26 protein-coding genes and 7 pseudogenes are annotated in these 24,784 nt (G+C 47.8%); 15 read left to right on the forward strand and 18 right to left on the reverse strand.

Annotated elements, in window-relative coordinates:
- Positions 1-6 precede the first annotated feature (6 nt).
- The 11 genes from ACJHW7_RS07805 to ACJHW7_RS07855 form a co-directional block, all read right to left on the reverse strand.
- Complete coding sequence (locus ACJHW7_RS07805) at positions 7-495, reverse strand: DUF5983 family protein (RefSeq protein WP_000761685.1); 489 nt, start codon at positions 493-495, stop codon at positions 7-9.
- Positions 492-869, reverse strand: a complete 378-nt coding sequence (locus ACJHW7_RS07810; protein ID WP_072649755.1) for a TA system toxin CbtA family protein — start codon at positions 867-869, stop codon at positions 492-494. The genes ACJHW7_RS07805 and ACJHW7_RS07810 overlap by 4 nt, the downstream gene beginning before the upstream one ends.
- Before the next feature lie 89 nt (positions 870-958).
- Positions 959-1,327: a type IV toxin-antitoxin system YeeU family antitoxin gene (locus tag ACJHW7_RS07815; RefSeq protein WP_001285607.1), complete on the reverse strand. Its 369-nt coding sequence runs from the start codon at positions 1,325-1,327 to the stop codon at positions 959-961.
- A gap of 79 nt (positions 1,328-1,406) precedes the next feature.
- Positions 1,407-1,628 (reverse strand): DUF987 domain-containing protein, encoded by a 222-nt coding sequence (locus ACJHW7_RS07820; protein ID WP_000692350.1) that lies wholly within the window; start codon positions 1,626-1,628, stop codon positions 1,407-1,409.
- A gap of 86 nt (positions 1,629-1,714) precedes the next feature.
- The gene (locus ACJHW7_RS07825) at positions 1,715-2,191 is read right to left on the reverse strand and encodes a RadC family protein (protein WP_001384029.1); all 477 of its coding nucleotides are present in this window, start codon (positions 2,189-2,191) and stop codon (positions 1,715-1,717) included.
- A 14-nt stretch (positions 2,192-2,205) separates the two neighbouring features.
- Complete coding sequence (locus ACJHW7_RS07830; protein ID WP_000213722.1) at positions 2,206-2,691, reverse strand: antirestriction protein; 486 nt, start codon at positions 2,689-2,691, stop codon at positions 2,206-2,208.
- A gap of 91 nt (positions 2,692-2,782) precedes the next feature.
- On the reverse strand, positions 2,783-3,601 hold the full coding sequence (locus ACJHW7_RS07835; protein WP_001175175.1) for a DUF932 domain-containing protein: 819 nt from the start codon (positions 3,599-3,601) through the stop codon (positions 2,783-2,785).
- Positions 3,602-3,690: 89 nt separating this feature from the next.
- A complete protein-coding gene (locus ACJHW7_RS07840; RefSeq protein WP_032150870.1) occupies positions 3,691-3,900 on the reverse strand; it encodes a DUF905 family protein in 210 nt (69 codons plus the stop codon).
- A 29-nt stretch (positions 3,901-3,929) separates the two neighbouring features.
- Complete coding sequence (locus ACJHW7_RS07845; RefSeq protein WP_077251442.1) at positions 3,930-4,607, reverse strand: hypothetical protein; 678 nt, start codon at positions 4,605-4,607, stop codon at positions 3,930-3,932.
- Between the two features lie 147 nt (positions 4,608-4,754).
- Positions 4,755-5,435: a helix-turn-helix transcriptional regulator gene (locus tag ACJHW7_RS07850; protein WP_001282919.1), complete on the reverse strand. Its 681-nt coding sequence runs from the start codon at positions 5,433-5,435 to the stop codon at positions 4,755-4,757.
- 202 nt (positions 5,436-5,637) lie between these two features.
- Entirely contained in the window at positions 5,638-6,522 is an 885-nt protein-coding gene (locus ACJHW7_RS07855) for a GTPase (protein ID WP_000010408.1), read from the reverse strand.
- Positions 6,523-6,706: 184 nt separating this feature from the next.
- Between ACJHW7_RS07855 and ACJHW7_RS07860 the strand changes: the two genes are divergently transcribed.
- The 6 genes and pseudogenes from ACJHW7_RS07860 (at position 6,707) to ACJHW7_RS07885 (ending at position 11,919) form a co-directional block, all read left to right on the forward strand.
- On the forward strand, positions 6,707-7,837 hold the full coding sequence (locus ACJHW7_RS07860; RefSeq protein ID WP_047928958.1) for a hypothetical protein: 1,131 nt from the start codon (positions 6,707-6,709) through the stop codon (positions 7,835-7,837).
- A 1,516-nt stretch (positions 7,838-9,353) separates the two neighbouring features.
- On the forward strand, positions 9,354-10,085 hold the full coding sequence (locus tag ACJHW7_RS07865; RefSeq protein ID WP_001075464.1) for an inovirus Gp2 family protein: 732 nt from the start codon (positions 9,354-9,356) through the stop codon (positions 10,083-10,085).
- Positions 10,086-10,412: 327 nt separating this feature from the next.
- Positions 10,413-11,291, forward strand: a complete 879-nt coding sequence (locus tag ACJHW7_RS07870; protein WP_000769116.1) for a restriction endonuclease — start codon at positions 10,413-10,415, stop codon at positions 11,289-11,291.
- 14 nt (positions 11,292-11,305) lie between these two features.
- Positions 11,306-11,506, forward strand: a pseudogene (locus ACJHW7_RS07875) (transposase); the annotation flags it as partial.
- Entirely contained in the window at positions 11,493-11,558 is a 66-nt protein-coding gene (locus ACJHW7_RS07880) for an EAST1 family heat-stable enterotoxin (RefSeq protein WP_223366084.1), read from the forward strand. The pseudogene ACJHW7_RS07875 and the gene ACJHW7_RS07880, both read left to right, overlap by 14 nt.
- A 121-nt stretch (positions 11,559-11,679) precedes the next feature.
- Positions 11,680-11,919 carry a transposase gene (locus ACJHW7_RS07885; protein ID WP_001270905.1) on the forward strand — a complete coding sequence of 80 codons (240 nt, stop codon included), beginning with the start codon at positions 11,680-11,682 and terminating at the stop codon, positions 11,917-11,919.
- A 132-nt stretch (positions 11,920-12,051) separates the two neighbouring features.
- Here ACJHW7_RS07885 and ACJHW7_RS07890 read toward each other — a convergent pair.
- A pseudogene (locus tag ACJHW7_RS07890) lies at positions 12,052-12,827 on the reverse strand (transposase).
- Between the two features lie 310 nt (positions 12,828-13,137).
- Here ACJHW7_RS07890 and ACJHW7_RS07895 point away from each other — a divergent pair.
- Together ACJHW7_RS07895 and ACJHW7_RS07900 are read left to right on the forward strand one after the other, a co-directional pair.
- Entirely contained in the window at positions 13,138-13,488 is a 351-nt protein-coding gene (locus ACJHW7_RS07895) for an H-NS family nucleoid-associated regulatory protein (RefSeq protein WP_001342701.1), read from the forward strand.
- A 268-nt stretch (positions 13,489-13,756) separates the two neighbouring features.
- Positions 13,757-13,885: pseudogene (locus ACJHW7_RS07900) on the forward strand (IS256 family transposase); the annotation flags it as partial.
- Positions 13,886-13,908: 23 nt separating this feature from the next.
- Here the strand turns inward: ACJHW7_RS07900 and ACJHW7_RS07905 are convergent.
- Positions 13,909-14,264, reverse strand: a pseudogene (locus tag ACJHW7_RS07905) (IS21 family transposase); the annotation flags it as partial.
- A gap of 1,032 nt (positions 14,265-15,296) precedes the next feature.
- Here ACJHW7_RS07905 and ACJHW7_RS07910 point away from each other — a divergent pair.
- The 4 genes from ACJHW7_RS07910 (at position 15,297) to ACJHW7_RS07925 (ending at position 17,816) form a co-directional block, all read left to right on the forward strand.
- Entirely contained in the window at positions 15,297-15,863 is a 567-nt protein-coding gene (locus ACJHW7_RS07910) for an inovirus-type Gp2 protein (RefSeq protein ID WP_001126807.1), read from the forward strand.
- Between the two features lie 247 nt (positions 15,864-16,110).
- A complete protein-coding gene (locus ACJHW7_RS07915; RefSeq protein WP_123004690.1) occupies positions 16,111-16,683 on the forward strand; it encodes a hypothetical protein in 573 nt (190 codons plus the stop codon).
- 68 nt (positions 16,684-16,751) lie between these two features.
- Positions 16,752-16,985, forward strand: coding sequence for a helix-turn-helix transcriptional regulator (locus ACJHW7_RS07920; protein ID WP_000958492.1), 234 nt, complete (start codon positions 16,752-16,754; stop codon positions 16,983-16,985).
- Positions 16,986-17,267: 282 nt separating this feature from the next.
- Positions 17,268-17,816, forward strand: a complete 549-nt coding sequence (locus tag ACJHW7_RS07925; protein ID WP_001167422.1) for a hypothetical protein — start codon at positions 17,268-17,270, stop codon at positions 17,814-17,816.
- An 18-nt stretch (positions 17,817-17,834) separates the two neighbouring features.
- Here ACJHW7_RS07925 and ACJHW7_RS07930 read toward each other — a convergent pair.
- The 4 genes and pseudogenes from ACJHW7_RS07930 to ACJHW7_RS07945 all read right to left on the reverse strand — a co-directional run bounded on the left by ACJHW7_RS07930 (position 17,835) and on the right by ACJHW7_RS07945 (position 20,246).
- A pseudogene (locus ACJHW7_RS07930) lies at positions 17,835-18,180 on the reverse strand (ProQ/FINO family protein).
- A gap of 25 nt (positions 18,181-18,205) precedes the next feature.
- Positions 18,206-19,283 (reverse strand): annotated as a pseudogene (locus ACJHW7_RS07935) (IS3 family transposase).
- 661 nt (positions 19,284-19,944) lie between these two features.
- The gene (locus ACJHW7_RS07940; protein ID WP_001313273.1) at positions 19,945-20,052 is read right to left on the reverse strand and encodes a hypothetical protein; all 108 of its coding nucleotides are present in this window, start codon (positions 20,050-20,052) and stop codon (positions 19,945-19,947) included.
- Between the two features lie 8 nt (positions 20,053-20,060).
- Entirely contained in the window at positions 20,061-20,246 is a 186-nt protein-coding gene (locus ACJHW7_RS07945; protein WP_089581225.1) for a type II toxin-antitoxin system PemK/MazF family toxin, read from the reverse strand.
- 170 nt (positions 20,247-20,416) lie between these two features.
- Here ACJHW7_RS07945 and ugpB point away from each other — a divergent pair, with 170 nt between their 5' ends.
- From ugpB to ACJHW7_RS07960, 3 genes and pseudogenes are all read left to right on the forward strand, one after another.
- A complete protein-coding gene (gene ugpB, locus ACJHW7_RS07950) occupies positions 20,417-21,733 on the forward strand; it encodes a sn-glycerol-3-phosphate ABC transporter substrate-binding protein UgpB (RefSeq protein ID WP_000803221.1) in 1,317 nt (438 codons plus the stop codon).
- A gap of 134 nt (positions 21,734-21,867) precedes the next feature.
- A pseudogene (locus tag ACJHW7_RS07955) lies at positions 21,868-22,869 on the forward strand (IS110 family transposase).
- 358 nt (positions 22,870-23,227) lie between these two features.
- Positions 23,228-24,571: an esterase-like activity of phytase family protein gene (locus tag ACJHW7_RS07960; RefSeq protein WP_029397907.1), complete on the forward strand. Its 1,344-nt coding sequence runs from the start codon at positions 23,228-23,230 to the stop codon at positions 24,569-24,571.
- A gap of 117 nt (positions 24,572-24,688) precedes the next feature.
- Here the strand turns inward: ACJHW7_RS07960 and ACJHW7_RS07965 are convergent.
- On the reverse strand, positions 24,689-24,784 hold a 96-nt coding region (locus ACJHW7_RS07965; RefSeq protein WP_000851394.1), incomplete at its 5' end, for an IS1 family transposase.

Below are 24,784 nucleotides of genomic sequence, written 5' to 3' on the forward strand. Positions count from 1 at the left end.
TCCTGGTTACCAGTTGAAAGTGGGTAAATCCTGCAGACATTCAGCACCGGCATCCAGATGAATGAGACTGACGCCATAACGCCGGATGAGTGTGACAACCAGACGGCGGAACGTTCTGGACAGCCCCAGGCGTTTAAGCCGCAGAACCGGGTATGACCACGCATCGGTACGTAACAGATATCCGCTACCTGTGAAATGAATCCATTCTGATTCGCCGGTGTCATTCGTCTGATTTGACAGCGAGTACAACCAGGCATTGTCCGTTTCCGTGATATGTGCGGTACTGCAGCGTATGCCGGTAAGGGCCGCAGATGGTGGCGTGCGCTCTGCTGATGTCCGGTCAGATTCATCAACAACACGAAGGGAGTAACCGTTATCGCAGACCACGTTAATCAGTTCAGCGAGAGTAACACCATCGACGTCAACGACAATGCGCCCCATGTTCAGTGCCTGCACGTTAATGCTGTCGGCTTCCAGCGTCAGGGCCAGTTTCATTGTTTCGCCCACGGATGTTTACCCAGGGTAATGTTATTTACCGTTCTGTAATTGTCGCGGGCCATCAGGCCGGTTGCCCGGCGGGCCCGGAGGATATCAATACTGTTTATTAACTGAGAACGAGTACAGACGCTGAATCCCGGCTGGTCGGTACGCACCAGTGCGTATTTTTCAACGAGAAAGTTCACCGCATCACACAGTGAAATGCCTGCCTCAATATGCTGCTCAATCACACGTTCATCAGCGAACGGTGTGTCATTCAGTGTGAGGCCGTAATGCTGGTCCAGCAGTCGGGTGAGCAGTGTCTGCCAGATGGTGACGGGAGACTGGCAATGCGATGCCTCCCGTACGTGTGTATCGGGTAATGTGTTCATACTGAAGATTTTCCTGATATGCAGAGATGAAAAATGGAAAAGTGGCGTGGTGAAAGCACCAGGCCGGAGAAGAAGGTTATTCTGGAGAGTTACTTTTTCGTTTCGGGCGTCGGATAAACAGCCATATAAACGTAGCCACAACTGCCGAGGGTGTCGGCTTCGCAGGTCAGCCTTTTTGCATACAGCGTGACGGTATGCTGATGGCGGGGATTCAGTTCACCGCTGGTGAGCATGAGTTCCAGTTGTTTCATCAGCAGCGGAAAGGCCTGGTCCAGATGGTACGCATCCGCGTCGCTGAACCGGCCTCTGATACCGGCGCGGTCTGCAAGGTAATGCAACCGGTTACCCTCCTGCACCAGACGTGCCCCAAAACAGGGCGTCACGGTGCAGGGCAGTCCCCACCAGGTGCGGTCGTTATTGTCGTCGGGAAGCGTTGTCCCGGGGAGTGTGTCTGACACGATAAAATCCTCACAGAAAATTGGTTAAGAATGGTCCGGTGGTGGCGATAATTCTGCTCTTCTGAATGCCCTTCCAGACTCAGTTCAGGGTGACGCTCATCAGCCGGACATACGGACCAAAACTGTCCTTACGGCGTTCTGCAAACACAGCCAGCACACCGGGAATATCCTGTACTTCACGGCCGGTATATGTATCCGTGCTACCGTGCCAGCGGTATTTACCGGTACAGAACGGAAAAAGACGGGATGCAGGATGCTGACGGTGAATACGCATGGCTTCACCACGGGTGATGATTTTCATGAGAATAGTCCTCCTGAATGTGAAAGTAAGAAACAGCTGAGAAAGAGAAACTGAAGTGATATGAAGGTGATTGTGACGGTGACGGGTTAAAGCAGACCGTGTTCGGCAAAGGAGAATACCTGGCTGCCACCGACTATCAGATGGTCCGGCACCCGGATATCCACCAGGGCCAGCGCCTGTACCAGACGTTCAGTGATAAGCCGGTCTGCCTTACTGGGGGTGACTTCACCGGACGGGTGATTGTGCGCCAGCACCACGGCAGCGGCATTGTGGTACAGGGCACGTTTAATCACCTCCCGGGGATGGACTTCTGTGCGGTTGATGGTGCCTGTGAAGAGGGTTTCACCCGCAATCAGCTGATTCTGGTTGTTCAGATACAGCACCCGGAACTCTTCCCGCTCCAGTCCTGCCATGTTCAGAATCAGCCATTCCCGTGCCGCATGCGTGGAGGTGAAGGCCACGCCGGGTTCATGAAGATGGCGGTCCAGGGTTTTCAGGGCCCGCTGAATGAGGCTGCGCTCGCCGGGCGTCATCTCTCCGGGCAGAAAGGAAAGCTGTTGCATTGTTCCGGCCCCTTTCAGTCAATGATGCGCATAATGGCGTTGCATTCCGGATGTTGCAGGGCGTAATCCCGCAACCGATAATAATGGACCGTCATGGCATAACACTCCGTACGACAGGCATGATGACTGTACGTCATCAGACAGGCAGCAATGCCGGCGGCTTCCGGGCTCATTTCAGCGCGGTTACCGTTCATGGCATTGAACAGTACCCAGGTTTCTCCATCATCTTCATCCGGTTCGGGCGCCATAAATGCGCCGCCGTTATTCAGGGTGTACAGATTCCAGATACCACCGCAGTAGTCTTCACACAGACGGTCCATCCAGCCGAAGACACGGGGCTCCAGGGTCACCCACTGTGGAATGAGGCCAAAGTGCTGCGGCCAGAAGCTGATGCGCTGTTCATCAGGGACGGGAGTGGCAACCAGTTGAGACTGGTTATTCCCTGATGCAGTAGTTACGGAAACAGAAGGTGTGGTGGAATTATGCGAAGAGGTTGTCATGAGATTATTCCTTATAAAAAGCAAATGAATGGAAGAATGCCTGGGGACTGGTACAGACGTGAGTCAGGGCTGCACTTTCAGGGAAACAGCATCAGCGCATGCTCTCCAGCAGCGTTTCTGCCATCACCCACAATGCGCGGTTGAGCTTAATATCGGTGTCGATGCTGTGAATGGCACGGGTGTGGATACGTTTTCCTCTGGCACTGCGACCGGAAATTCCGCCTTTCAGCATATTCTCCTGGATGGTCTGATAAGCACTCCACAGGTCCTTACCGTAATCCTCCCGGCGTCGTGGTGTCAGAATGTCGGCAGTGGTGACTGGCTGATGTTTGTCACCATAACGGTAAGTCAGTGCCGCCTGTGCCAGCGCCTGGCGTGCCGGTGGCGGCAGGACCAGCGACTGCATGGCATCACGCTTCTCCTCTATCCGGTCAAAAACCCCCACCACCTCGTAAGCCCCTTCAATAACTTTCTCCACCACATTTCCCCGGTGCGGAACACGCACTTCCCCCAGAGACTGACCACAGACGCATCCGTTCTGGCAGACGAACCTGAAGTAACCCGGCAGCATCTGGTAGCTGGAGGTACCGTCATGAGAGTTGAGCAGAATAATTTCAGGGACATGTTCTCCGTTTATCTCTCCGGCCCGCCGCAGACGCAGCATATGTTTGGTGTATCCCCGGCGGCCCGGGTCGCGCACACGGGTCTGGCAGGCGAAGAACGGCTGAAAGCCTTCCCGCTGCAGACTTTCCAGCACGGTGATGGTGGGGATATACGTATAGCGTTCACTGCGGGAGGTATGCCGGTCTTCCCCAAAAATACCGGGTACATAGTGCATCAGTTCTTCGTGTGTCAGCGGACGGTCACGGCGTATCTGATTCGCATAACCAAAACGACTGGCTAATTGCATACTTTGCTCCTTATGAATGAATTAGCGGTATAAACGAAAAGGCCGCGTCTCCCGGAGAAGACGCGGCCTGATGGATGAAATGAAGACGTTTATTGCCTGAGAATTCCCTCACTGGCGAGATACGAATTTAGCTGTTTTCCGGCATCAGGTTCAAAATTCCAGCACCGCCAGCGTAGCTGCCCTTCGGCATTGCGGATAACCAGCCGGAAATGCGTTCCCTGGTCATCTTCAATAAGCACATTGCGGTAAGCTGTTGTGACGGCAACCGCCTGTTCGCGTGAGAAAGGGCCTTCGGGCAATAAAACAGGGTGGCAGTCCTACATACCGGCTATTTTCCGATAAATTCAACGCTGGCGCCGGTGGCATTACCGTCAGCACCAACCGTGACGGTCACTTTGTCGTACGCACGGTCTTCAGGATTGAATACTTCAAACTCAACCTTATTGCCTTTTACTTCGTAAGAGCCAAAATCAGCGGTTTCTGTTGTTTCCTCGTCATATTCCCGGGCGTATGCCTGCCGGGCAGCCTGCAGGACGGAATCTTTATCAATAGTGGTCGTCTGTTTCGGGGAAAAACCGGCAAGTGATGTGACAAATTTCGGACAGACCTTCAGCATATCACCGCGGGTGAATTCCATTCGTACACCAAATGCCTGTAAAACGGACACATCACGCTCTGCTATGGAGTGAACGGCTTTTTTGACCATTTCCGGCGCCTGTCCGATTTCCACCTCAACAGCCCTGAATCCCGTCTGCTGATTACACATTTGTGATGTGGGGATCAGGTTACCGTTAATACTGATACGGCTGCCCAGGAGCGTCTGTACACCATTCGGGCATCCCTGCATCAGGCCGGTAATACCAATCGTGCCATTTTTCAGCATTACCAGCGCCTGACCATCTTCCGTCATGGTCTGACACCAGCCGTTTTTGACAGCCCAGTTGCCGGCGGAGGCGGAGAATGATGCCACAGTGAACAGCAGGGGAAAAAGAGCTCTGGTATTCATGACTGACCTCTGAAATGAACGTACGGTGTTATTGATAATGATGGAAGGTATGCAGTGACTGTTCAGGGAATGACGTAGCCGTATATTTAGTTTTCTGTTCAACATATTGTCTCCATACCTGTCGGGACGGCTTTGGCAGGCCGGCAATCACAGGTTAAAGGTGTTGATAAGTTTATGGATGAAAGAGAAATGTGGCAGGGCGGAGATAAAACGCTCTTCAGCGACCAGACTGTGGATGTGGCCTCTCCGTTCAAACCGTTCTGATGTCAGGCTGACTGATTTGATATCTGCCAGAGGAAAGACCTGCAGTTTTCCCTTCTGTAACGCGATCAGATACCAGCTACCGCTGTAATAAATGAGCCGGCAGGGCTCCAGTGACGGATACCATCGCTCAGTCATCAGAGAGATGTGGATACACTGTCTTATTGCCAGGATGAGTTGCGAGAAACACTCGGGGAACGTTGCAGTGATATCCGGCGCCGGTAGCCAGATAAGGCAGGGAGAGGGCTCCTGGTTGTCGGTAAGACAGGTTATCAGTCGTCCGTTCCGGAGCGGAAGTATCCGTGCGATCCCGGTATTCTGTATAAAAGAAAGCATTTCAGGGATCGCACCTGGGCTGCTCTGTCGTCTGAGGCTGTACCTGCCATTTCTGTACTCTAAATCCAGGTGAACCAGACGCTGATGAAAATCGCGCTGTAAAGTACGTTCTGTAACGCCAAATTCATCTGACAGTGTTTTTAGTGACAGAGATTCTCCGGCCATCAGTCGGCTGATAATGAGTGATAAGCGAACCGCCAGGCGATCATGCCGGGAACGATTATCAGACATAGATGTGCACTCCGTAAGAAAACATCTTTTATTTCATGATGTTATTATGCATCATGATGTTGAAAGGATGTGTCGCATCCGGATAATCAGGAATAAAATGCAGCAGAAAAAATATTCTTTTAATTATCTGATTTTTAAGCATGATTTCATAAAAAGAAGAATGCTCGTTAATCCAGCGACACATCCTGTCGGCGTGAGTGTGTCAGAACAGACGCTCCCACAGTGTGATCAGCAGGTGGATAATGCGGTCCCGGGCTTTACGCAGAAGCTGTAACATCCAGGCCGGAAAACTGAAACGGGCAACGGCGACGTCAAAACTTTTCCCGATGGTTTCACCAAAAGTCTGTTGTGCGTGTTTCTGGGCCTGTTCAGAGCGGTTTTCTCCCCGGATATGTGAATACACCGCGCTGGTTGCCTGTGGTGGCAGTGCGTGGATCATCAGCGACACAAACGCCGGAAGGTTCCAGCCGACAGGTGCAGCAACGGAGAGTACCGGAAATGATGAAGGGAACAGGGTTGCCACCCGGGCTGTCACCGTCGCCAGTGAGAGCGCCTGCTGACGGGACGGGCATTTTTCTGTGGCATTCCATTCTTCAGCAGGAAACACGCGATCGGCATGGCTGAGAACAAACAGAAAACGCGAGGGATCTGCGCCTTCATTCAGTAAAAACTGATGCATGGTAATGTCGGCGGCATACGCGCGTTCATCTGCCCGCAGGATCCAGATAATCAAATCCACTTCCGGCAGTAACTGACGGTAAAGCGCCCGGTATTCCTGATCATGTTGCGGCGTCTCTCCAATGCCGGGCAGATCGACCAGCGTCATTCTGCGTTCACCGATCTGCAGGGTAAGACGATGAGCCTGGCGGGTGCAGCCGTTCAGGGGATGTGTGGCACAGATATGGGACTGAAAAATAGCATTACACAGGCTACTTTTGCCGGTGCCGGATTTACCCATAATGCCAATCACGGGTTCGTAATGAATAACGCTGTGGAGATGTTCAAGAATTTTCTGACGAATTTCTTCAGGAAGAAACGTCAGATATGATTTCACTTGTGCGGAGAGGGAAGAATGGCTGAATGACATACCGGTATCCTGTTGATTTCACTGAACCGGATCACACTAATCCGGTTTATCATTCAGGTAATATGGACGTGAAAAATGATGGAATGTCTGAATTACGGATATTATTGTTAAAGTGTAATGGAGTATGAAGTGAGTTTTTCAGAACGGGAACTAATGACATACTGCGGTTTCAGGAGATGAGAGGATGACCGGACGTAAAAACAAATGCGTCAGAAAAAATTGTAACAATCAGGTTTTCTCAGTAAAAATGGCAGTGGAGAAAAGACTGTGCAGAAAACATTATGAGAGGTTTTGTGAGCTCAAAAAAAGAAGAGAGCAAAATCCTGTTCACAGATTAAATGAAGCATTGCCAAGAAAGATAAAAGGACCCAAAAGTAAGAAAAAATTAGTAAAAGAAAGAGAAATCATTAACAGCAGGAAGAAACATAAACAGGAGCAGGGACCATCGCTGGTTGAACTTAATAAAAAAGTTCGTGAGATACTGAAAACTCCGGCATGGAGAACGCTGGAAACGAGAATTCGAAGAAACGGTATCACATTTAAATCAAAAGCAGAGTTAGATGTACTTTCTGAACTTTATGCAATTTATTCATGGGTTTCATATTGCAAACGGAGCGATAATTATTCTGTGTGGTTTTTGAATTGTCCGGATGTAAATATAAATCTTCATGTGTGCGAATGCAGGTCTTCTGAAAGCGATTGTTATCTACCATCCCGTTTTATTATTCTTCCAGCTCCATTAAGGCAAAAAGTAAAAAGAAAATACCCTGCTAATTCGTCTGGAGTGTCAGGATATAGTGATTCAAAAAGTCTTTATAAGACTGTTTTGTCTGTTTGTGGTGGGAAAAGAGAAACCGAATTGTTCTTTTATTCACTGCCAGTAAAGACTAATCATCATCCTTACTGGATTAAAAGTGGTGTGGTTAAAAGATTTCCGCCTATTTTTGGCTTGTTGTTTTATGAACAGGAAAGGTTAACAGGAGGTGTTTTTCGTTATGTGTTGATAAAGTTTTATAATGCTTTTAAGGAGAATTTGTTTTTTGTTGAGATTATCTCGTGCTGTTTTCTTGTTGAGTTTTTTCATGATATTGATTCATTTTTTATAAATCAACGATTAAGTAAGTTGGAAATTTTTATAGATAAGTGGAGGGAGGGTAAAGAAATCTGGATAAAAGCATATCTACAACTGATACATAATGCATTGGGAATAACTGAAACAGAAAAACTCGTCAATCTATATAATTCATTTTTTACTGATAAAGTGGTTCTCTGGGATGAATCAGTAAAAAAAGTTAAGTGGATTTATGAGAAATAGCACCATTTAACTGAAAGCTACCATAACGTCTTTTTGATCACACGCATGATAATGCGTCTCATTTAAATTTCGTTTTTTGGGTCATGGAAATTTTCCGAACATCAGTGATAATGAGGGTTTTGTTGTTTTTGTTTCTGCAATGTTTGAGGGCTGTTCCTGGAGACGATTCGTTGCTTGTGAGCAAGTGGTGGTCCGCTTTACTGGACGAGTTTTGCATTTGTTGAGTGGTGAAATGGAAGTAAAAAGAGCCCCTTTCTGGCAATGACTGAAAAAGTCAGTAGCGTGTAACAGTAAAAACTAACATAAAGTGATTATCGTATGATTATGACAATAACTTATAACTTTTATGAAAAGAACAACAGAAACTACGAAGCCATAACAGATTCCTGAGACCATGTTTTCTGAGGTAGAGAAAATAATTCAAGAGTAAACCAGTTTGTTTTTTGGTCAGTAAAGAACCATGCCTGATGTGAAAACGGGTAATCAACATTCAGTCTGCATGGATGTTTGGAAGAGTTGAGAATGTCGGTATGATACTATATACACGTATTTTTACTAAGCATTTCAGTAAGTGTTATACACGTATTTTTACTAAGCATTTCAGTAAGTGTTATACACGTATTTTCATAAACACTTCTACAAGTGTTTTCGTTAAGCATTGCTATACACATCCAGTTTAGTAAATCTTTACGTTAACTAAATCAGTTTAATGCTGCTGTAAAACCTTTCTGCTTCAGCAATCAATCTGCTATTCGATTTTACTGATGTTACGTTTAACCTTTCCTGATATTTCGAGTTTCGACGTTAGCATGAGAAAAGTATCTTTACGCTAAATCAACCCGAACTTTCCTGAAGTAATCTGACGTTCTTTTCGATGTGCTTACGACGATTCTGTTAAACGACTTTCTGGATGTTTTGATAACAATCAGATTTAGGCATTAACGATTCCTGACGTTTTTCTTTTCCGTGTAAGGTCATTGTTTTCGTCATGATGTGACTCTTCTTGCATTGCGAAAGTGTGATGAACGGTTTTGGTGTTTTGATTCAGATGAAGTTTACGTTATCGATGGTTAATCGTTTTTATGGTGCGTAGTGAAACGTAACGCTTTCAGGAAGGGAAAATCGATTCTGATGGGGATGATCGTGTAACGGCGTTATCTGTAAACAGGTTTTAAACATGTCATTCGCATCCGTGATTAAGTTGTGTGATTAAGCTGTAGGTTTTGGCGTTGTTGTTGATTTGCATTACCAGGAAGCGTTCTGGTTGCGTTTCTGGTGTTTTGTTTGAATGTTCTGTGGATCCTTTTCCCTTCTGACTTTTCTCGTTGTCCATGTCGTTTTTAAATCCATTCGCTGTTCTTGAGTGTTTTTACCCTGTGTGTAGGATTATCTTTTTGTTCCGTTTCAATCACTCTTAATCAGAAAGTTGTAGCATTGCTCAATGCCGGATGCCGTAAAGTTTTACCGCGGTGATTAATGATGTGAAGTCAATCCAAATCAACGGAGATCTCTCATCATGAATCAACCAATACACAATGCTTACTGGTTATCCCGTTTTGAAAGTATTCTCAACGGTGCCCTGGCGCAACACCGTGCCGTCTCGTTAATCCGGGTGGATTTACGTTTCCCTGAGTATATGCCTGCCACCATCATGGATACCGATTTAGATTCAGCGGTGATTTCTCGTTTTTTTGCATCCCTGAAAGCAAAAATTCAGGCTTACCAGCGGAAAAAACGACGTGCCAACAAGCGTGTGCGTGCAACCACTCTGCGTTATTTCTGGTGTCGGGAGTTTGGCAAGGAAAAAGGCAGGAAACATTATCACGTGATATTACTGCTCAACAAAGATACCTGGTGCTCGCCAGGGGATTTCACCGTTCCTTCTTCGCTGGCGACGCTGATCCAACTGGCATGGTGCAGTGCTCTGCATCTTGAGCCCTGGCAGGGTAATGGACTGGTTCACTTTTCCAGGCGGACGCCTTTCCGTAAACCGACATCATCTGATGCTCGCCCTTCTTCCGATGATACGCCTGTGCCTGGTGGATGTTCTGATACCCGGAAGGATTCTGACAAAAAATCTGGTGGATCCGCTGTTCTCTGGGTCAAGCGTGGTGATGTGGAAGCGATGCAGAAAGCCATGGAGAGAGCCCGTTATCTCGTGAAGTATGAGACGAAGCAGCATGACGGTTCTGGTCAACGTAATTATGGTTGCAGTCGTGGGCTGGGGCGTCTACTGGATGGCAGGTGAACCCTGTAAAACAGCATCCGATGCCTGAGTTTATGCCAACGCCCTTAGCTCGCTTTCTGAAAAGTCGTCCTGAAGTAATGCAATGGATTGCCATCTACTTCCGTTCGTGACACATAAGTCGAAAAACCTTTGGTTGTTCTGGTTATTTGCATTTACTGCCATTCATAGAAATGAACAGATCGATTGGTAGGACTCAAATGTTATAGCGTCTCTCTTCTCATAGTCTGCTTTGTACCAGACGCGGAATCCCCTAATGCTGGTGTACAGGTTCTGACTCATTTCCTCCCCCACTTTCATCCCGTTATACTGTGAAAAAAGGAGGTAGGCGTGAAACTGAAAATGCAGGATTTGAGGCTGTTTAATATTGTGTTCGAGAGCGATCCTGGCTGGATACTGGATTTCTCTAACCGCACCTTGTCTGCTTTTTTCGATGAAGAATTGAACATTGATATTGATGATGAACGTTATCAGAAAGAGGGGACGTCAAAAGCCAAACGAGTTAGATGCTTGCTGAAACAGGTTGATCGTGAGACCGCTCTGCGGGTTCTTGGTGCGCTCTGGCAGTATAAAACGGAATCCATGCCTGAACAGGCTGAACAAAGCCGTAATGACTATCTTGCACTGATTTCCCGCTTAGAAAACGCTGACACCGATGAAGCCAAAGGCGTTAAGCCTGTCCAGGCATGGCATGGTGTTGACTGGCATTCACTTATCGCTGAAATGAACGAGATGAAATCTCTGCCGCCACATCCACGTGGTTTTCGGTTTGAAGCCTGGCTTGCTGAACTGTTCAGTATCTTTAAGCTTGCTCCCCGTTCGTCTTTCCGAAATACAGGCGAACAGATTGACGGAAGTTTCCGACTGAATGATGAATTTTACCTGATGGAGGCAAAGTGGCATCAGAAAAGAACGTCGGCTGCCGACCTCCATGTATTTGAAGGAAAGCTCAGTACCAAGGCAACCTGGACACGCGGTGTTTTTATCAGTTGGATGGGCTTTACGCCTGAAGGCCTGACGGCTTTTGGTAAAGGGAAGCGGGTTATCTGTGTCAGTGGTTATGATCTTTACCACTCACTGAATCATAGGATCCCTTTACCCGACCTTCTGGATGCTAAAACCCGGCACGCGGCTGAAACGGGAGAGCCCTATGCTGAGTTCGACCGACTATATGCACTGAAAGACAAACAGTTCGGCACGCTGAAATAACGGGTTGGGAAGCGATGACCTGCTCCCCGTTGTTTCACACAGAATCGTGTACAGGGTCGAAGTTCTGGCTCAATGTGCTGACTGAACTGAAAAACCGCGGTCTGAACGATATCCTCATCACCTGTGTAGATAGCCTGAAAGGCTTTCCAGATGCCATCAACACAGTATATCCGGAGGCCAGCATCCAGTTATGCATCGTGCATATGGTGCGCAACAGCCTGCGCTTCGTGTCATGGAAGGACTACAAAGCCGTCACTCGCGACCTGAAAGAGATTTAATCAGGCACCCACGGAAGAGACAGGCTAGCAAGCACTAGATAAGTCGGAGCTGGCAGGCTAACTGACCGAATCTTACCACGTTCTTCGCTTATCTGACGGACATTCGCAAAGTGCGCTATACGACGAATGCCATCGAGTCACTAAACAGTGTGATCCGCCATGCGATCAAAAAGCGTAAAGTGTTCCCGACAGACGACTCGGTGAAAAAAGTGGTGTGGCTGGCAATCCAGTCTGCGTCCCAGAAATGGACGGTGTCGTTGAAGGACAGGTGTATGGCAATGAGCCGCTTTATTATCGAGTTCGGTGACTGCCTGTCACTTCTGAAAAAAGGCATTTACACAGAATCCTAAACAGGTTCCGACATTCCCCACTCATACTAAACACCTTGTCACTTGACGCAGGGCTGAACATTTTACAACAACGGTATACCAATATGATATTGGTTTACTAAATTTTTTGGGAATCCCTCAGGGAATTTCTCCCTATACTTCCAGACATCTGTTATCATTTAACCCATTACTGATCCGCTGCCGCATATATACCTGCGGCGAGCGATAACTTAGAACTATGCTGCATTGTAATGTTCGATTGCTACTGCATGGTTATGCAATGCCGTCATTAACATCTGGCTTGGGCATGAACACGATGTAGTCACGCTTTATCGTTTTCACGAAGCTCTCTGCTATTCTGTTACTCTCCGGACTCCGCACCGCCGTGTTCTTCGATTCAAGTCCCAACATCCGAGCGAACTGGCGTGTTTCATTAGCCCGGTAGCATGAACCATTATCTGTCAGCCACTCCACTGGAGACGCCGGAAGCTCGTTGCCGAAGCGGCGTTCCACCGCTCCTGGCATGACGTCCTGTACTGTTTCACTGTTGAAGCCGCCGGTAGTGACCGCCCAGTGCATCACCCCGGCAATAAGGGAGCGTGCGCTATCCACTTTTTGCACGTCCATATTCAACGGCTTCTTTAATGAGTTCATTTTCCATCGTTTTGTTCCGGGCAGGCGCTGGCGTTCTTTAATCTGCCTTATGGCAGCAGCAAGTTCAGAGGCAGGAACGATCTGTTCCCCAGCAGTCACCGCAGTAAGACTTCCCTCCTGGTATTGCTTGCGCCAGAGAAGTAACTGGCTGCTACACCATGTTGCCGGGCAACGAGGGAGACCGTCATTCCTGGTTCAAAGCTCTTCTGAACATTAGCGATCTTTTCCTGTGCAGTATGCCGTCTGAGTTTCTCCGGTCCTGAGGCATCAATCATCTGTTTTCCAATGACCAGTCTAAAAACTAATATTAAGATTATCACTTATTTAAGTGATATTGGTTGACTGGAGATTCAGGGGGCTAGCCTATCCGGGAAAGTTCACTCACTTTGAATGAAGTAAATATTAAGTATCACATTTTGTGATGTAGCCATTATTTTTATAAAAAATCACCTGATAGGATTTATCATAAGTTAATGATAAGCAGAGTATTGATAGATGAGCAAGAAGAAGTTTTCTGTTGAGAATGAAGATCTCTCTACTGTTCGTACATCACTTCTTAATTCCAACCTTGTCCGGAAGTTGATCATGGAAATGTCTGATGAAGACTTCAATCAAGTTAAGGATAACCTTGAAAAGGCCATTGAGCAGCGTAATGAGTTGAAGGATTCTTTGGCAATTATCAAAAAGTACATGGATGACGCAGGTGTAACGGCGGAAGATGTGTATCGTGAATTTGGCAAAAAATTACAGACGGGCAGAAAAAACGATTCAGGAGAGTCTAATAAGTACAGGTATGAGTATAACGGTCAAATAATGTACTGGAGTGGACAAGGTCGTCGGCCTTCTGTTATTGCAGAAGCAATAAAAGCCGGAGGTTCTCTTGATGATTTTCTTATATCTCAGGGCACATCATCATCTTGTTCTGATTATGAGTGATACATCTAATCGGTTGAATGTTGCTGTAATGCTCGCTTTTGATGCTTATATGGCAGCGTTACCGTTTATTGTTTTAGTTACAAATTGGTCGTCATGGACATAACCTGAAATTATAACTATCATCGGGTCTTTCAAGTTGCTTATGCATATAACGCCAGGGAGGAAAACGAGAGTTAAAAAATTGAACTGTTCTCATAGAGACTGTAATTTAAATTGTGTAATTGCCGGTTTTTGATATGTTCACTCCAACAACGTAGACAAGTAGATTGTGGACGAAAAGACGCTTAAAGTCCTTGCGGCTGAACTGGCTAAAGGCCTCAAAACCGGGGCCGATCTCAATCAGTTTTCCCGTATGCTGACGAAATTAACTGTCGAAACGGCGCTTAATGCGGAACTCGGTAACGGCTGCAGATGTTCCTGCTCTGGTGTATGCTCAGCATCCTGTTTTGGTGCGGCGAAGACATGGAAGCGGCGGGAGAACCCCAGCGTATTAACCGCAAAGTTAACTTTGCACCGTTGCCCGGCAACCTCCACCTCAACTTCGCCCTAGTCGTGCTGGAGCTGGTATCCAGGCTGAGTTTCGAAGCGAACTGTTCTTTTTGACGGACGCATTTTACGTTTGGGCTGGATGTAGTAACGCAGCATGGAACGTCCGCCCGTATAACCCATTGCCTGACCGTTCGTTCAGAGCAACCAATCTGAGTCGCAATATCGACAATGTACGCGCCCTGCTGGCGCATTTGCTTTATCATGTAAAAGTCCTCTCTGCTCAGCATGTTGATGTCATTTCTGGTGTGAGAACCTTAAGGAAACAACATGTTGGGTGGAGCGGAAAATCCAAATGGTGACCGTCTTATTATCGCTGGCGCTGACACCTGAGCGATCACCTTTAATATGGTAGCAATTACACTGAATTACTTACAGATTCGTTATAACGAACCTCTGTACATAATTATGAAACAGATTTGTATTTACATAAAACATGGATATTTTTAATTTAGGTTTATTACTATTATTATACTCACTCCCTTTTTGATATAATCTCTATTGTTATTTACTTCCTGTCTTTACTCACTCTCTGTTCCTGTTTTCAGTGAAATAATAATTTATTTTAATTTTATCCATCATGAGCTGTATTTGCTTAACAATGATTGTTTGCCTGATATGTTTTAACTATTCTGGTGAACATCAATTCTCTGTCATCACTGATTAACTGAATGCTTACGCTTTGATAAGGTATCCATGATTCCGTCATGTTTAACAGCGCAGAATAAACAATGAAATTAACAGAGTGAATTCCTGATTATGTTTGTTTCGGGTTGTATTGTTTAAGATGCAGAGTAAAAATCATGCCAGTGGTATTTTTTACTCTGGTAATGTGTGCGGTTAACGTTCATGTCCTTAAGAACAGATTGGATGAGGGCGTATAAGTTTATTGCGTTGGCCTTGTTCACGTTTTTTTAGAACCACTGAGAGCAAGTTTGTAGTTTATGATTGATTGGTCGAAATATATTTCTTAACCTTCTGGTTGTGGGTTTTTATCGCGTGTTTTGCAGTATTTCGTGATGTTTATTGATTCTGTATTTTATTCGCTCCTCGTTTATCTCATCTCTTTAGCTAATACCATCAGATAATCCATTTATTTCTGCACAACGCTACGTGTCGTTAATAACCGACGTATCCATTCTGTTACAGCATGCCTGATAAATACCGTCTGTAAGTTATTACCGTTTTAGATCTGATTATGAGCGAAAGCATTAATTCGTTTACAGCACTTAAAACGTCATTAACTTTCAGGAGTCATCAGCATGCCTAAATCTTACACACCAAACTGGTTTTTTACCGCTTTACTTGACAATCACATCAATCAAATGATGGCACGCTATTCCTGCCTGCGGGCCTTACGCATGGATTTCTTCTACAGGAAAGATACGCCTGATTTCTTACAACCTGATCATCGCTGGCTTGAATTGCAGTTGCGTATGCTGCTGGAGCAGGTGGAACAATTTGAAAATATCGTTGGCTTCTTCTGGGTGATTGAATGGACGGCTGATCATGGTTTTCATGCGCATGCGGTTTTCTGGATCGATCGTCAGAGGGTTAAAAAAATATATCCCTTTGCGGAGCGGATTACGGAATGCTGGCGGTCTATTACGCATAACAGTGGTTCGGCACACCGCTGTACATATCAGCCGCATTATACATACAACATCAACATTCCTGTGCGCCACAACGATCCTGAAAGCATCGATAATATTCGCGGTGCCCTGCATTATCTGGCGAAAGAAGAACAAAAAGACGGGCTGTGTGCCTACGGCTGCAATGAAGTTCCTGAACGTCCTGCTGCAGGGCGTCCTCGTAAGCCTCACTTCTGAAAGTTTGAATCATGAGTTTCCTGGCCCGGAAACACTTAGTCGGTAAAAACTTACCTCGATGATTAATGATGTGAACTGAAGTCAACGGAGATCATTCACCCTGAACCTGCATCCGGTGTTCTGTCCCTTATCTTCCCGTTCTGCTTCAGTTCTTCACTTATTCCATCAATCTCATCCGCAAGCCATAACACGTCAGCTCATTCACGGGCAGGACGCATTGTGGGCTGCGCATAACGGAACATATCTTATGAATGCTATTCCTTATTTCGACTATAGCCTGGCCCCCTTCTGGCCATCTTATCAGAACAAAGTCATCGGCGTCCTTGAGCGTGCGCTGCGTGAACAGTCCTGCTCCCGGGTACGGCGGATCCTGCTTCGTCTGCCGTGGGAACATGACAACGCCTTCAGTTGCAGAAAGACCTGGTTAGGCATGGATTTTATCGAAACCGTCAGTGCGCTGATGAATGCAACCCCCGGACGCGACCTTTGCTGGATCCTAACCCGTCATCCTGAAAAGCCGGAATACCACGTGGTGCTGTGCGTCAGACAGGAGTATTTCGATGGCCCTGAACTGGACCGGCTGATTCTGGATGCCTGGAGCAACGTACTGGGCTTCGCGTCACCGGGTGAAGCGGCACCGTACCAGAAACAGATAACACGGGATGTGGTGCTGGACAGTCGTTCACCGGACTGCGAAGACATCCTCAAAGAGTTGATATGGGCGTTCAGTGATTTCGCCCGCGATCGTCGTGGTGTGCGCGATCCGGAAGCCCGTTACCTCGCCGGTAACCCCTGGTATCCCGTAGCAGGCCAGTTCTGAAAGCTCAGTTCAGCAGATTCACCCGCATTTGCCCAACATTCATAAATCTCACAAAGGACATTCTGACCATGTTGACCACAACAAGCCACGACAGCGTATTGCTGCGTGCCGACGATCCCCTGATCGACATGAACTACATCACCAGTTTCACCGGTATGACCGATAAATGGTTTTACAAGCTGATCAGTGAAGGTCATTTCCCTAAACCCATCAAACTGGGGCGTAGCAGCCGCTGGTACAAAAGTGAAGTGGAGCAGTGGATGCAGCAGCGAATTGAGGAATCACGAGGAGCAGCAGCATGAAACGTGTTGTAATGCCAGTACGCTGGCAATGTGCGAAATGCCGGCGCTGGTATTGTGGAAATCAGCCCTGTCCCTGGTGCTGGCGCTGACAACTCCCGCTCATCTTTCTGCTGGCACCCTCTGGCCAGCCAACTGTTTGTCATCATTTCCTGACTGATTCGTCATTCCCTTCGTCCCGCCAGTCACTGGTGTTTGTATCGTATCGTGCCGGTGTCGATGTGCGCTTTCCGTGTGTCTGCACCGGCTGAACAAAATTCAACAGGGTTTGAAAAGGAACATTTCGTGCAAATAACCGAAGCATTAATTTCAGAGCCGGGAGACATCCGGCGTTTTATTCAGCAGGCGGTGGACCACTGGCCGCATTTGCTGGCATTTTACTTCACACTCCATTCGGCAGAAGGAAATATCAACGGGCAACAGATTCATGCATTCTGTACTTCCTTTTACCGACAGGTGCACGAACGTATTACTGAGCGTAATCACACGGCCAGTCCATCCTCGCCGGTGGTATTACGCTGGTTGCGGGAACAACATGGAGGAGCAACAATACGATGCCTGTTGCTGTTCAGCCAGGAGCTTTTCTGCCATCCGCGAGCCAGTGTGACAGTTGATGAAGAATGTTCGCAAGTGGTGGATTTACTGCAACAGAGCTGGCAGGTGATAAGTGCTGGCGGACAATGCCGGGTGGAAAAGCGTTTTCAGGTCGCCCGGGGTGATACATCTGGCCAGTATGTTGCGTTAAAAACAGTCGCATTGTCTCTGGGGTTACCGGTTGTGACCGCCATTATCTATCGTCCGGTACAGCGCTGTACATTGATTACAGCTCAGTGAATCAGCGCAGTTGTGCAGTCAACGATATTTTCTGGCTTTTCGTCGGTCATTCAGCATCATTAAACGGGTCTCTGCCTCTTTCTGTTCCTGTGGTGTCACTTCCCCGCACGGCTGACCGTTCAGGTTGTAACGGGCGCCACCTGCTATTAACGCACGGTAATAGCGCGGAGACTGCACATAAGACGCCACTGCTGCATGTAATGTACCAGCGCCAAACGCCAGTTCTCGGATGGCGATATCCTGTATCAGGTCGTCAGGTATCCCCACTTTAAGTGGTTTTGTTTTTTTCCCGGTTGAATGACTCAGGCCAGAGTTCCACAAGACGAATAATGCGCTTACGGTTTTTGCTCTGGCGTTTTGTCATGTCGCCACGGTGTTTGGATTTGCCCCTATATTTCCAGACACCTGTTATCACTTAACCCATTACTGGCTTGCTGCCGTAGATATTCCCGTGGCGAGCGATAACCCAGTGCACTATGCGGATGCCATTCGTTATAATGCTCGAACGCCTCTGCAAGGTTCTTTGCTGCCGTTAACCCGTCTGGTTTGGGCATGATACTGATGTAGTCACGCTTTATCGTTTTCACGAAGCTCTCTGCTATTCCGTTACTCTCCGGACTCCGCACCGCCGTGTTCTTCGGTTCAAGTCCCAACATCCGGGCGAACTGGCGTGTTTCATTAGCCCGGTAGCATGAACCATTATCCGTCAGCCACTCCACTGGAGACGACGGAAGATCGTTGCCGAAGCGGCGTTCCACCGCTCCCAGCATGACGTCCTGTACTGTTTCACTGTTGAAGCCGCCGGTAGTCACCGCCCAGTGCAGTGCCTCACGATCACAGCAGTCCAGCGCGAACGTGACACGCAGTCTCTCTCCGTTATCACAGCAGAACTCGAACCCGTCAGAGCACCATCGCTGATTGCTTTCTTTCACGGCCACTCTGCCTGTATGTGCCCGTTTCGATGGCGGTACAGTAGGTTTTCGCTCAAGCAACAGCGCATTCTGGCGCATGATCCGGTAAACACGTTTGGCATTCACTAACGGTAGTCCTTCATTTAGGGACTGCCGCCTGAGTATCGCCCAGAACACGGCTTACCGGGGCTATTCCTTGTCCGAAGGTAACAAGGGCACATGCGCTATCCATTTTCGCGATTGCGCATACTCCACCACTTCTTTGAGGATCTAAACTTCCATGGTTTTTTACCCAGCAAGAGCTGTAACTCTTTTATTTGTTTTATAGCGGCAGGCAGTTCTGAGGCAGGAACGACACCCTCTCCTGAAGCAACAGCAGTGAGACTTCCTTCCAGAGATTGTTTTTCCACTTAAACAACAGGCAGGGCTGAATACAACGCAAACGCGCCACATGTGACACCGCCATGCCAGGCTCCATTGTCTGCTGAATAATGCCAATTTTTTCCTGAGGAGTTTTACGTTTACGAAGCTCCAGCCCCGGCAAAGTTCCAGTCATCTCAAAATTAGAACCAGTGTCAGACATATATCCAAGCCTGTCTCTTATTTTAAGATACATCCACTATCTGGCGTTTCAAGGGGCTGGTCCAGCTACAAATATTATTGAAAGAGATTTTTATGAAAACGAAGCTTTTTACGATTTCTATCGGCATTGATGTAATATAGAAGAGTTATATAAATTATTCAAATCAAATTTTCTATTGAAGATTTTCATTCACAGAGTGAGAAAGATGTAAAATAAAAATACAGGCTCATATATTATTACTTAACCTTACATGGATATCCTGAAATGACATTAATTATTAAGATAATAACGTTTTCATCGGTAGTAGTAGAAATAAACAAAATTTTAATTTCAAAAACTGCTTGTTTCTCGTAGTGAGGTACTTGTCTTTACTGATTCGGATAACAGGAAAACATTTAAAATCATTCTGTTGCGCTCTTTCTGAGAGGCTGATTGCAAAATGGCATCTGAATCGATCGCAGTTGTATGACTCAGCGAGTAAGGCCAGGGAGGTGTTACCCACGAAAATATGTACGGCCCAGAACGCGCTGGAACTCTTTTGATGCTCCAGCAAGAACTTAACCGAATGCCATTGGTACGCTGCCCCACAGAAAATTCCGTCACTAATGGCGGTAGCCGACAGATTCACATGGCGTCACCGCAGTAAACCAAGATGGATCTTGATTGCGTCCTCAACAGACAACATATCTGCTTTGGACAACGAGCCAATATGTGTTTTGAGACAGGACTTATCCGCCGCCATAATCTGCTCTACAATCGCTTTGCTGCTCTGACACCTACGGTCACAACAGCCTCACTTGGATACACTCGCTCTGTGTTACTGGTCAGAGGAACGACGACTACTCGAGCGAGGTTCCTGTTTGCTGCGTCATTGCTCACGATCACTGCCGGACATGTCTTGCGGATTTCACTGTCAACAGCAGGATCAAATTCAATCCACCACGTCTCACCTGTGCCGTCACTGCTCTGTCATCTTTCTAACACTTTACTGTCTAACACATGTAATAAAAAAGTTATTTTTCTGCAATTCGGGCATGATATTTAATCCCACGAGCATGAAACGTGTGAATTCGCTCATCAGGTACAACAAGCAAGAGAGATAAACGATGAAACCGTTACATTATACAGCTTCAGCACTGGTGCTCGGACTGACGTTAATGGGGAATGCACAGGCAGTGACGACCATTCCGTTCTGGCACTCTATGGAAGGGGAACTGGGTAAAGAGGTGAATTCTCTGGTCCAACGTTTTAACGCCGAAAACCCGGATTACAAAATTATACCGACTTATAAAGGCAACTACGAAGAGAGTTTAAGTGCGGGGATCGCAGCATTTCGTACCGGTAACGCTCCGGCTATTTTGCAGGTTTATGAAGTTGGCACCGCCACCATGATGGCGTCGAAAGCCATTAAACCGGTGTATGACGTGTTTAAAGAGGCGGGGATTAACTTTGATGAGTCGCAGTTTGTGCCGACGGTTTCAGGCTACTACTCCGACAGTAAAACCGGACACTTACTCTCCCAGCCGTTCAACAGCTCGACTCCTGTTCTCTATTACAACAAAGATGCTTTCAAGAAAGCAGGATTAGACCCGGAACAGCCGCCGAAAACCTGGCAGGATCTGGCGGACTATGCCGCGAAACTGAAAGCCTCCGGTATGAAGTGCGGCTACTCCAGCGGCTGGCAGGGCTGGATCCAACTGGAAAACTTTAGCGCCTGGAACGGTCTGCCGTTTGCCAGCAAAAACAACGGCTTTGACGGCACAGATGCGGTGCTGGAGTTCAACAAGCCGGAGCAGGTGAAACACATCGCCATGCTCGAAGAGATGAACAAGAAAGGCGATTTCAGCTACGTCGGGCGTAAGGATGAATCCACCGAGAAGTTCTATAACGGTGATTGCGCAATGACGACTGCCTCTTCTGGTTCTCTTGCCAGCATTCGCGAGTACGCCAAATTCAACTACGGCGTAGGCATGATGCCTTACGACGCTGACGCGAAAGATGCACCACAAAACGCCATTATCGGCGGAGCCAGCCTGTGGGTGATGCAGGGCAAAGATAAAGAAACGTATACCGGCGTGGCGAAGTTCCTCGACTTCCTCGCGAAGCCAGAAAATGCTGCCGAGTGGCACCAGAAAACCGGTTATCTGCCAATCACCAAAGCGGCGTATGACCTGACCCGTGAGCAGGGCTTTTACGAGAAAAACCCAGGGGCGGATATCGCGACACGTCAGATGCTGAACAAACCGTCGTTACCGTTCACCAAAGGACTACGTCTGGGCAACATGCCGCAGATCAGAGCGATTGTGGATGAAGAGCTTGAGAGCGTGTGGACCGGTAAGAAGACGCCACAGCAGGCGCTGGATACCGCCGTTGAGCGTGGGAATCAGTTACTACGCCGCTTTGAGAAATCGACGAAGTCTTAACCAGTGTAATGTCGGATACGTTTCGCCTATCTGAGCTAACATCGCGTGTAGGCCGATGTGATTGACATCTTCCTCCTTACGGCATCAACGTTCCAGACTGAGATGTACCCAGTTCCCTGGTGGAGAAGTCAGTCATGAATATTAATCGTATTGGTTTCGATCTTGCCGAAAAATGTTTTTCAAATCCACGGCGTTGATCACAATGAATAGTGGTACGGAGAAAAACGCTGAGCCCTCCCCACATGATGACGTTTTTCTCCGGGCTTTCTCCCTGCCTCATCAGCATCGAAGTCTGTGGCTCTTCCCATTCTGGGCACGGGAACTCATTCCGTATGGGGCCTACCGTGCGCATTATTCCGTAGAAACTTGTCAAATCTTATCTCAAAGGTAACAAAAACGACGCTAATAATGCAGCTGCCATCTGTGAGGCCGTCAGCAGGCCCGGCATGCGATTTGTTGTTTTCATATCGGAATCCCAGCAGACGTTACAGGAAGAATACCGGGTCCGGGCCAGAATCATCCGCGAGCGAACGGCGTTGCGTAATGAAATCCGGGGGCTGTTGAGTGAATTTGGTCTGCTGCTGCCTGTGGGGATAAGGCACGTGCGTAAAATCCAGCAGGGAATACTGCCCAGGGGCAGTGGAATGACCCTTCATCCGTTTGTTGTGCGAACTGTCAGAGTAAAATGAACTCATATCGTCTCATGACCACCGTCTTCATGAGGCTGCAAGGGATGATATCCGTATTAAACAGCTGATGGAGCTAAAAGGAGTTGGTCCCACAACAGCCTGTGCGCTGGTTGCCTGTATCGGTAATGCACATGATTTTAAAAAGGGACGGCAACTGGCAGCCTGGCTGGGCTGACGCTATCACAATACAGCAGCGGCTGAATGTCGAAGCTGGGCAGGATAACAAAAGCCGGTGATTCGTATCTGCGAATGCTTCTGGTTCAGGGGGCTCGTTCAGTACTGATTGGTGCTGAGAAAAGGACTGACTCATTCAGTCGTTGGGTCTGTTCACTGGTTGAACGCAGAGAATACTGACGCGCTGTTGTGGCCATCGCCGCCAGAAAGGTAAGGCTGTGCTGGGCATCATGTCATTACGGTGATGATTTCAGGCTGTATTCAGCCAGCTAAAGCACGCAGCAACCGTATGACTATCTGATCTGCAACTCGTTGATGATAAAGTGTTAGACCCTGTGAGGTATATCTGATTATTGTACAGGATATACGTATCCGCTTAACGAACAAGAGCCTCACGCGCGTCTTTCATCTGGGCCGAATAGATGAGATTCATCATGGTTGTTTATAGTACCGTCGTCTCTCCCCTTTATTTTTACAGAAAAGCAAACAGAAACCATAAATACCGGCGTTGACATGGCGGGGAAGCCGGCAACGGCTATCCCTACCGTAATCATAATATTTCTGTCATTTCTGCTCCCTACAATGACGTTAGTTTTACTTCTGGGCGATAACAACGAAAGGAGAGTATGACATGCACAACTCCAAAATCCGGCTGGCTATACTGGTTGGCTGCATGGCTCTGAGCGCCAACCTGTGGGCCAAAGCGCAGCCGGTGCAGGCAACGCTGGCCGGGCATGCAATTCTGCCGGCAAAATCCGCTGTTTCAACACCGAAGGATGCGCCGGGCGATTTGCAACAGAGCGGCAAATACACCAGCGGCAAACGCGTCACCGAGCTGGGCAGCGTGGCGGGCAAATCCGCAGAACGCCTGACAGGACTCAGCCTGCCGATCAATGGTCAGCCGTTGCAGGGCCACTCAGGTATCAAACACATGCCCGACGGTACCTATTGGGTGCTGACTGACAATGGCTTCGGCAGCAAAGCCAACTCCCCGGATGCCATGCTGTACCTCAACCAATACAAGATAGATTTCAAAGACGGCTCGGTAGTACCGCTGAAGACGCTGTTCCTGCATGATCCGGATAAAAAGGTGCCGTTCCACATCATCAACGAGAGCACCGAACTACGCTATCTGACCGGCAGCGATTTTGATCCGGAAAGCTTCCAGTTTTCCGACGATGCCTTATGGATCGGTGATGAGTTCGGTCCTTACCTGATCAAGACCGACCTGAACGGCAAGGTGCTGGCGGTGTTCGACACAGAAGTGGACGGTAAGGTGGTTAAATCGCCGGACAACCCGACGCTGACTCTACCTAGCGCTCCGGACGGTAAGCTGAACTTCCAGGTGGCGCGTTCCAAAGGCTTTGAAGGCATGGCCATCTCGCCGGACGGCAGTAAGCTGTATCCGCTGCTGGAAGGGGCATTGTGGGACGGTGAGCAGTTCGAGAACGTTGACGGAAAACGCTACCTGCGTGTGCTGGAGTTCGATACCAAACAGCAGGCCTGGACTGGTCGCAGCTGGCAGTACGTGCTGGAAGACAACCAGAACGCCATCGGCGACTTCAATATGATAGATGATACCCACGGACTGGTGATCGAGCGTGATAACGGCGAAGGCACGGCGGATAAAGCCTGCGTCGCCGGCGCGCCGACCAACAACTGCTTCAGTCAAGTAGCCAGGTTCAAACGGGTGTATAAAATTGCTTTCTCGGACACTAACGTCGGAAAACCTGTCGAAAAACTGGGCTATATTGACCTGATGAAGATTCAGGATCCGAACAAGCTGGCACGCAAGCCGCTGAACGACGGTGTGCTGACCTTCCCGTTCTTCACCATCGAGAACGTGGATGTGGTTGACACTAACCACATCATCGTAGGCAACGATAATAACTTCCCGTTTTCCTCCAGCCGCTGGCCTAATATGGCGGATGACAACGAGTTTATTCTACTGGATGTGAAGGATTTTCTGAAGTAGGGGGAAGAGCATCTTACGATACTCCTCGCTAATTTAAAAACGAACGGTGCTGAGCACCGTTTTTAATCACCTCGCCAGAACCTACCAGAATATGATGTTGGTGGTAATGACTCCAACTTATTGATAGTGTTTTATGTTCAGATAATGCCCGATGACTTTGTCATGCAGCTCCACCGATTTTGAGAACGACAGCGACTTCCGTCCCAGCCGTGC

The sequence above is a fragment of the Escherichia sp. WS1152 genome (assembly GCF_046487665.1).
Taxonomy (GTDB): domain Bacteria; phylum Pseudomonadota; class Gammaproteobacteria; order Enterobacterales; family Enterobacteriaceae; genus Escherichia; species Escherichia coli.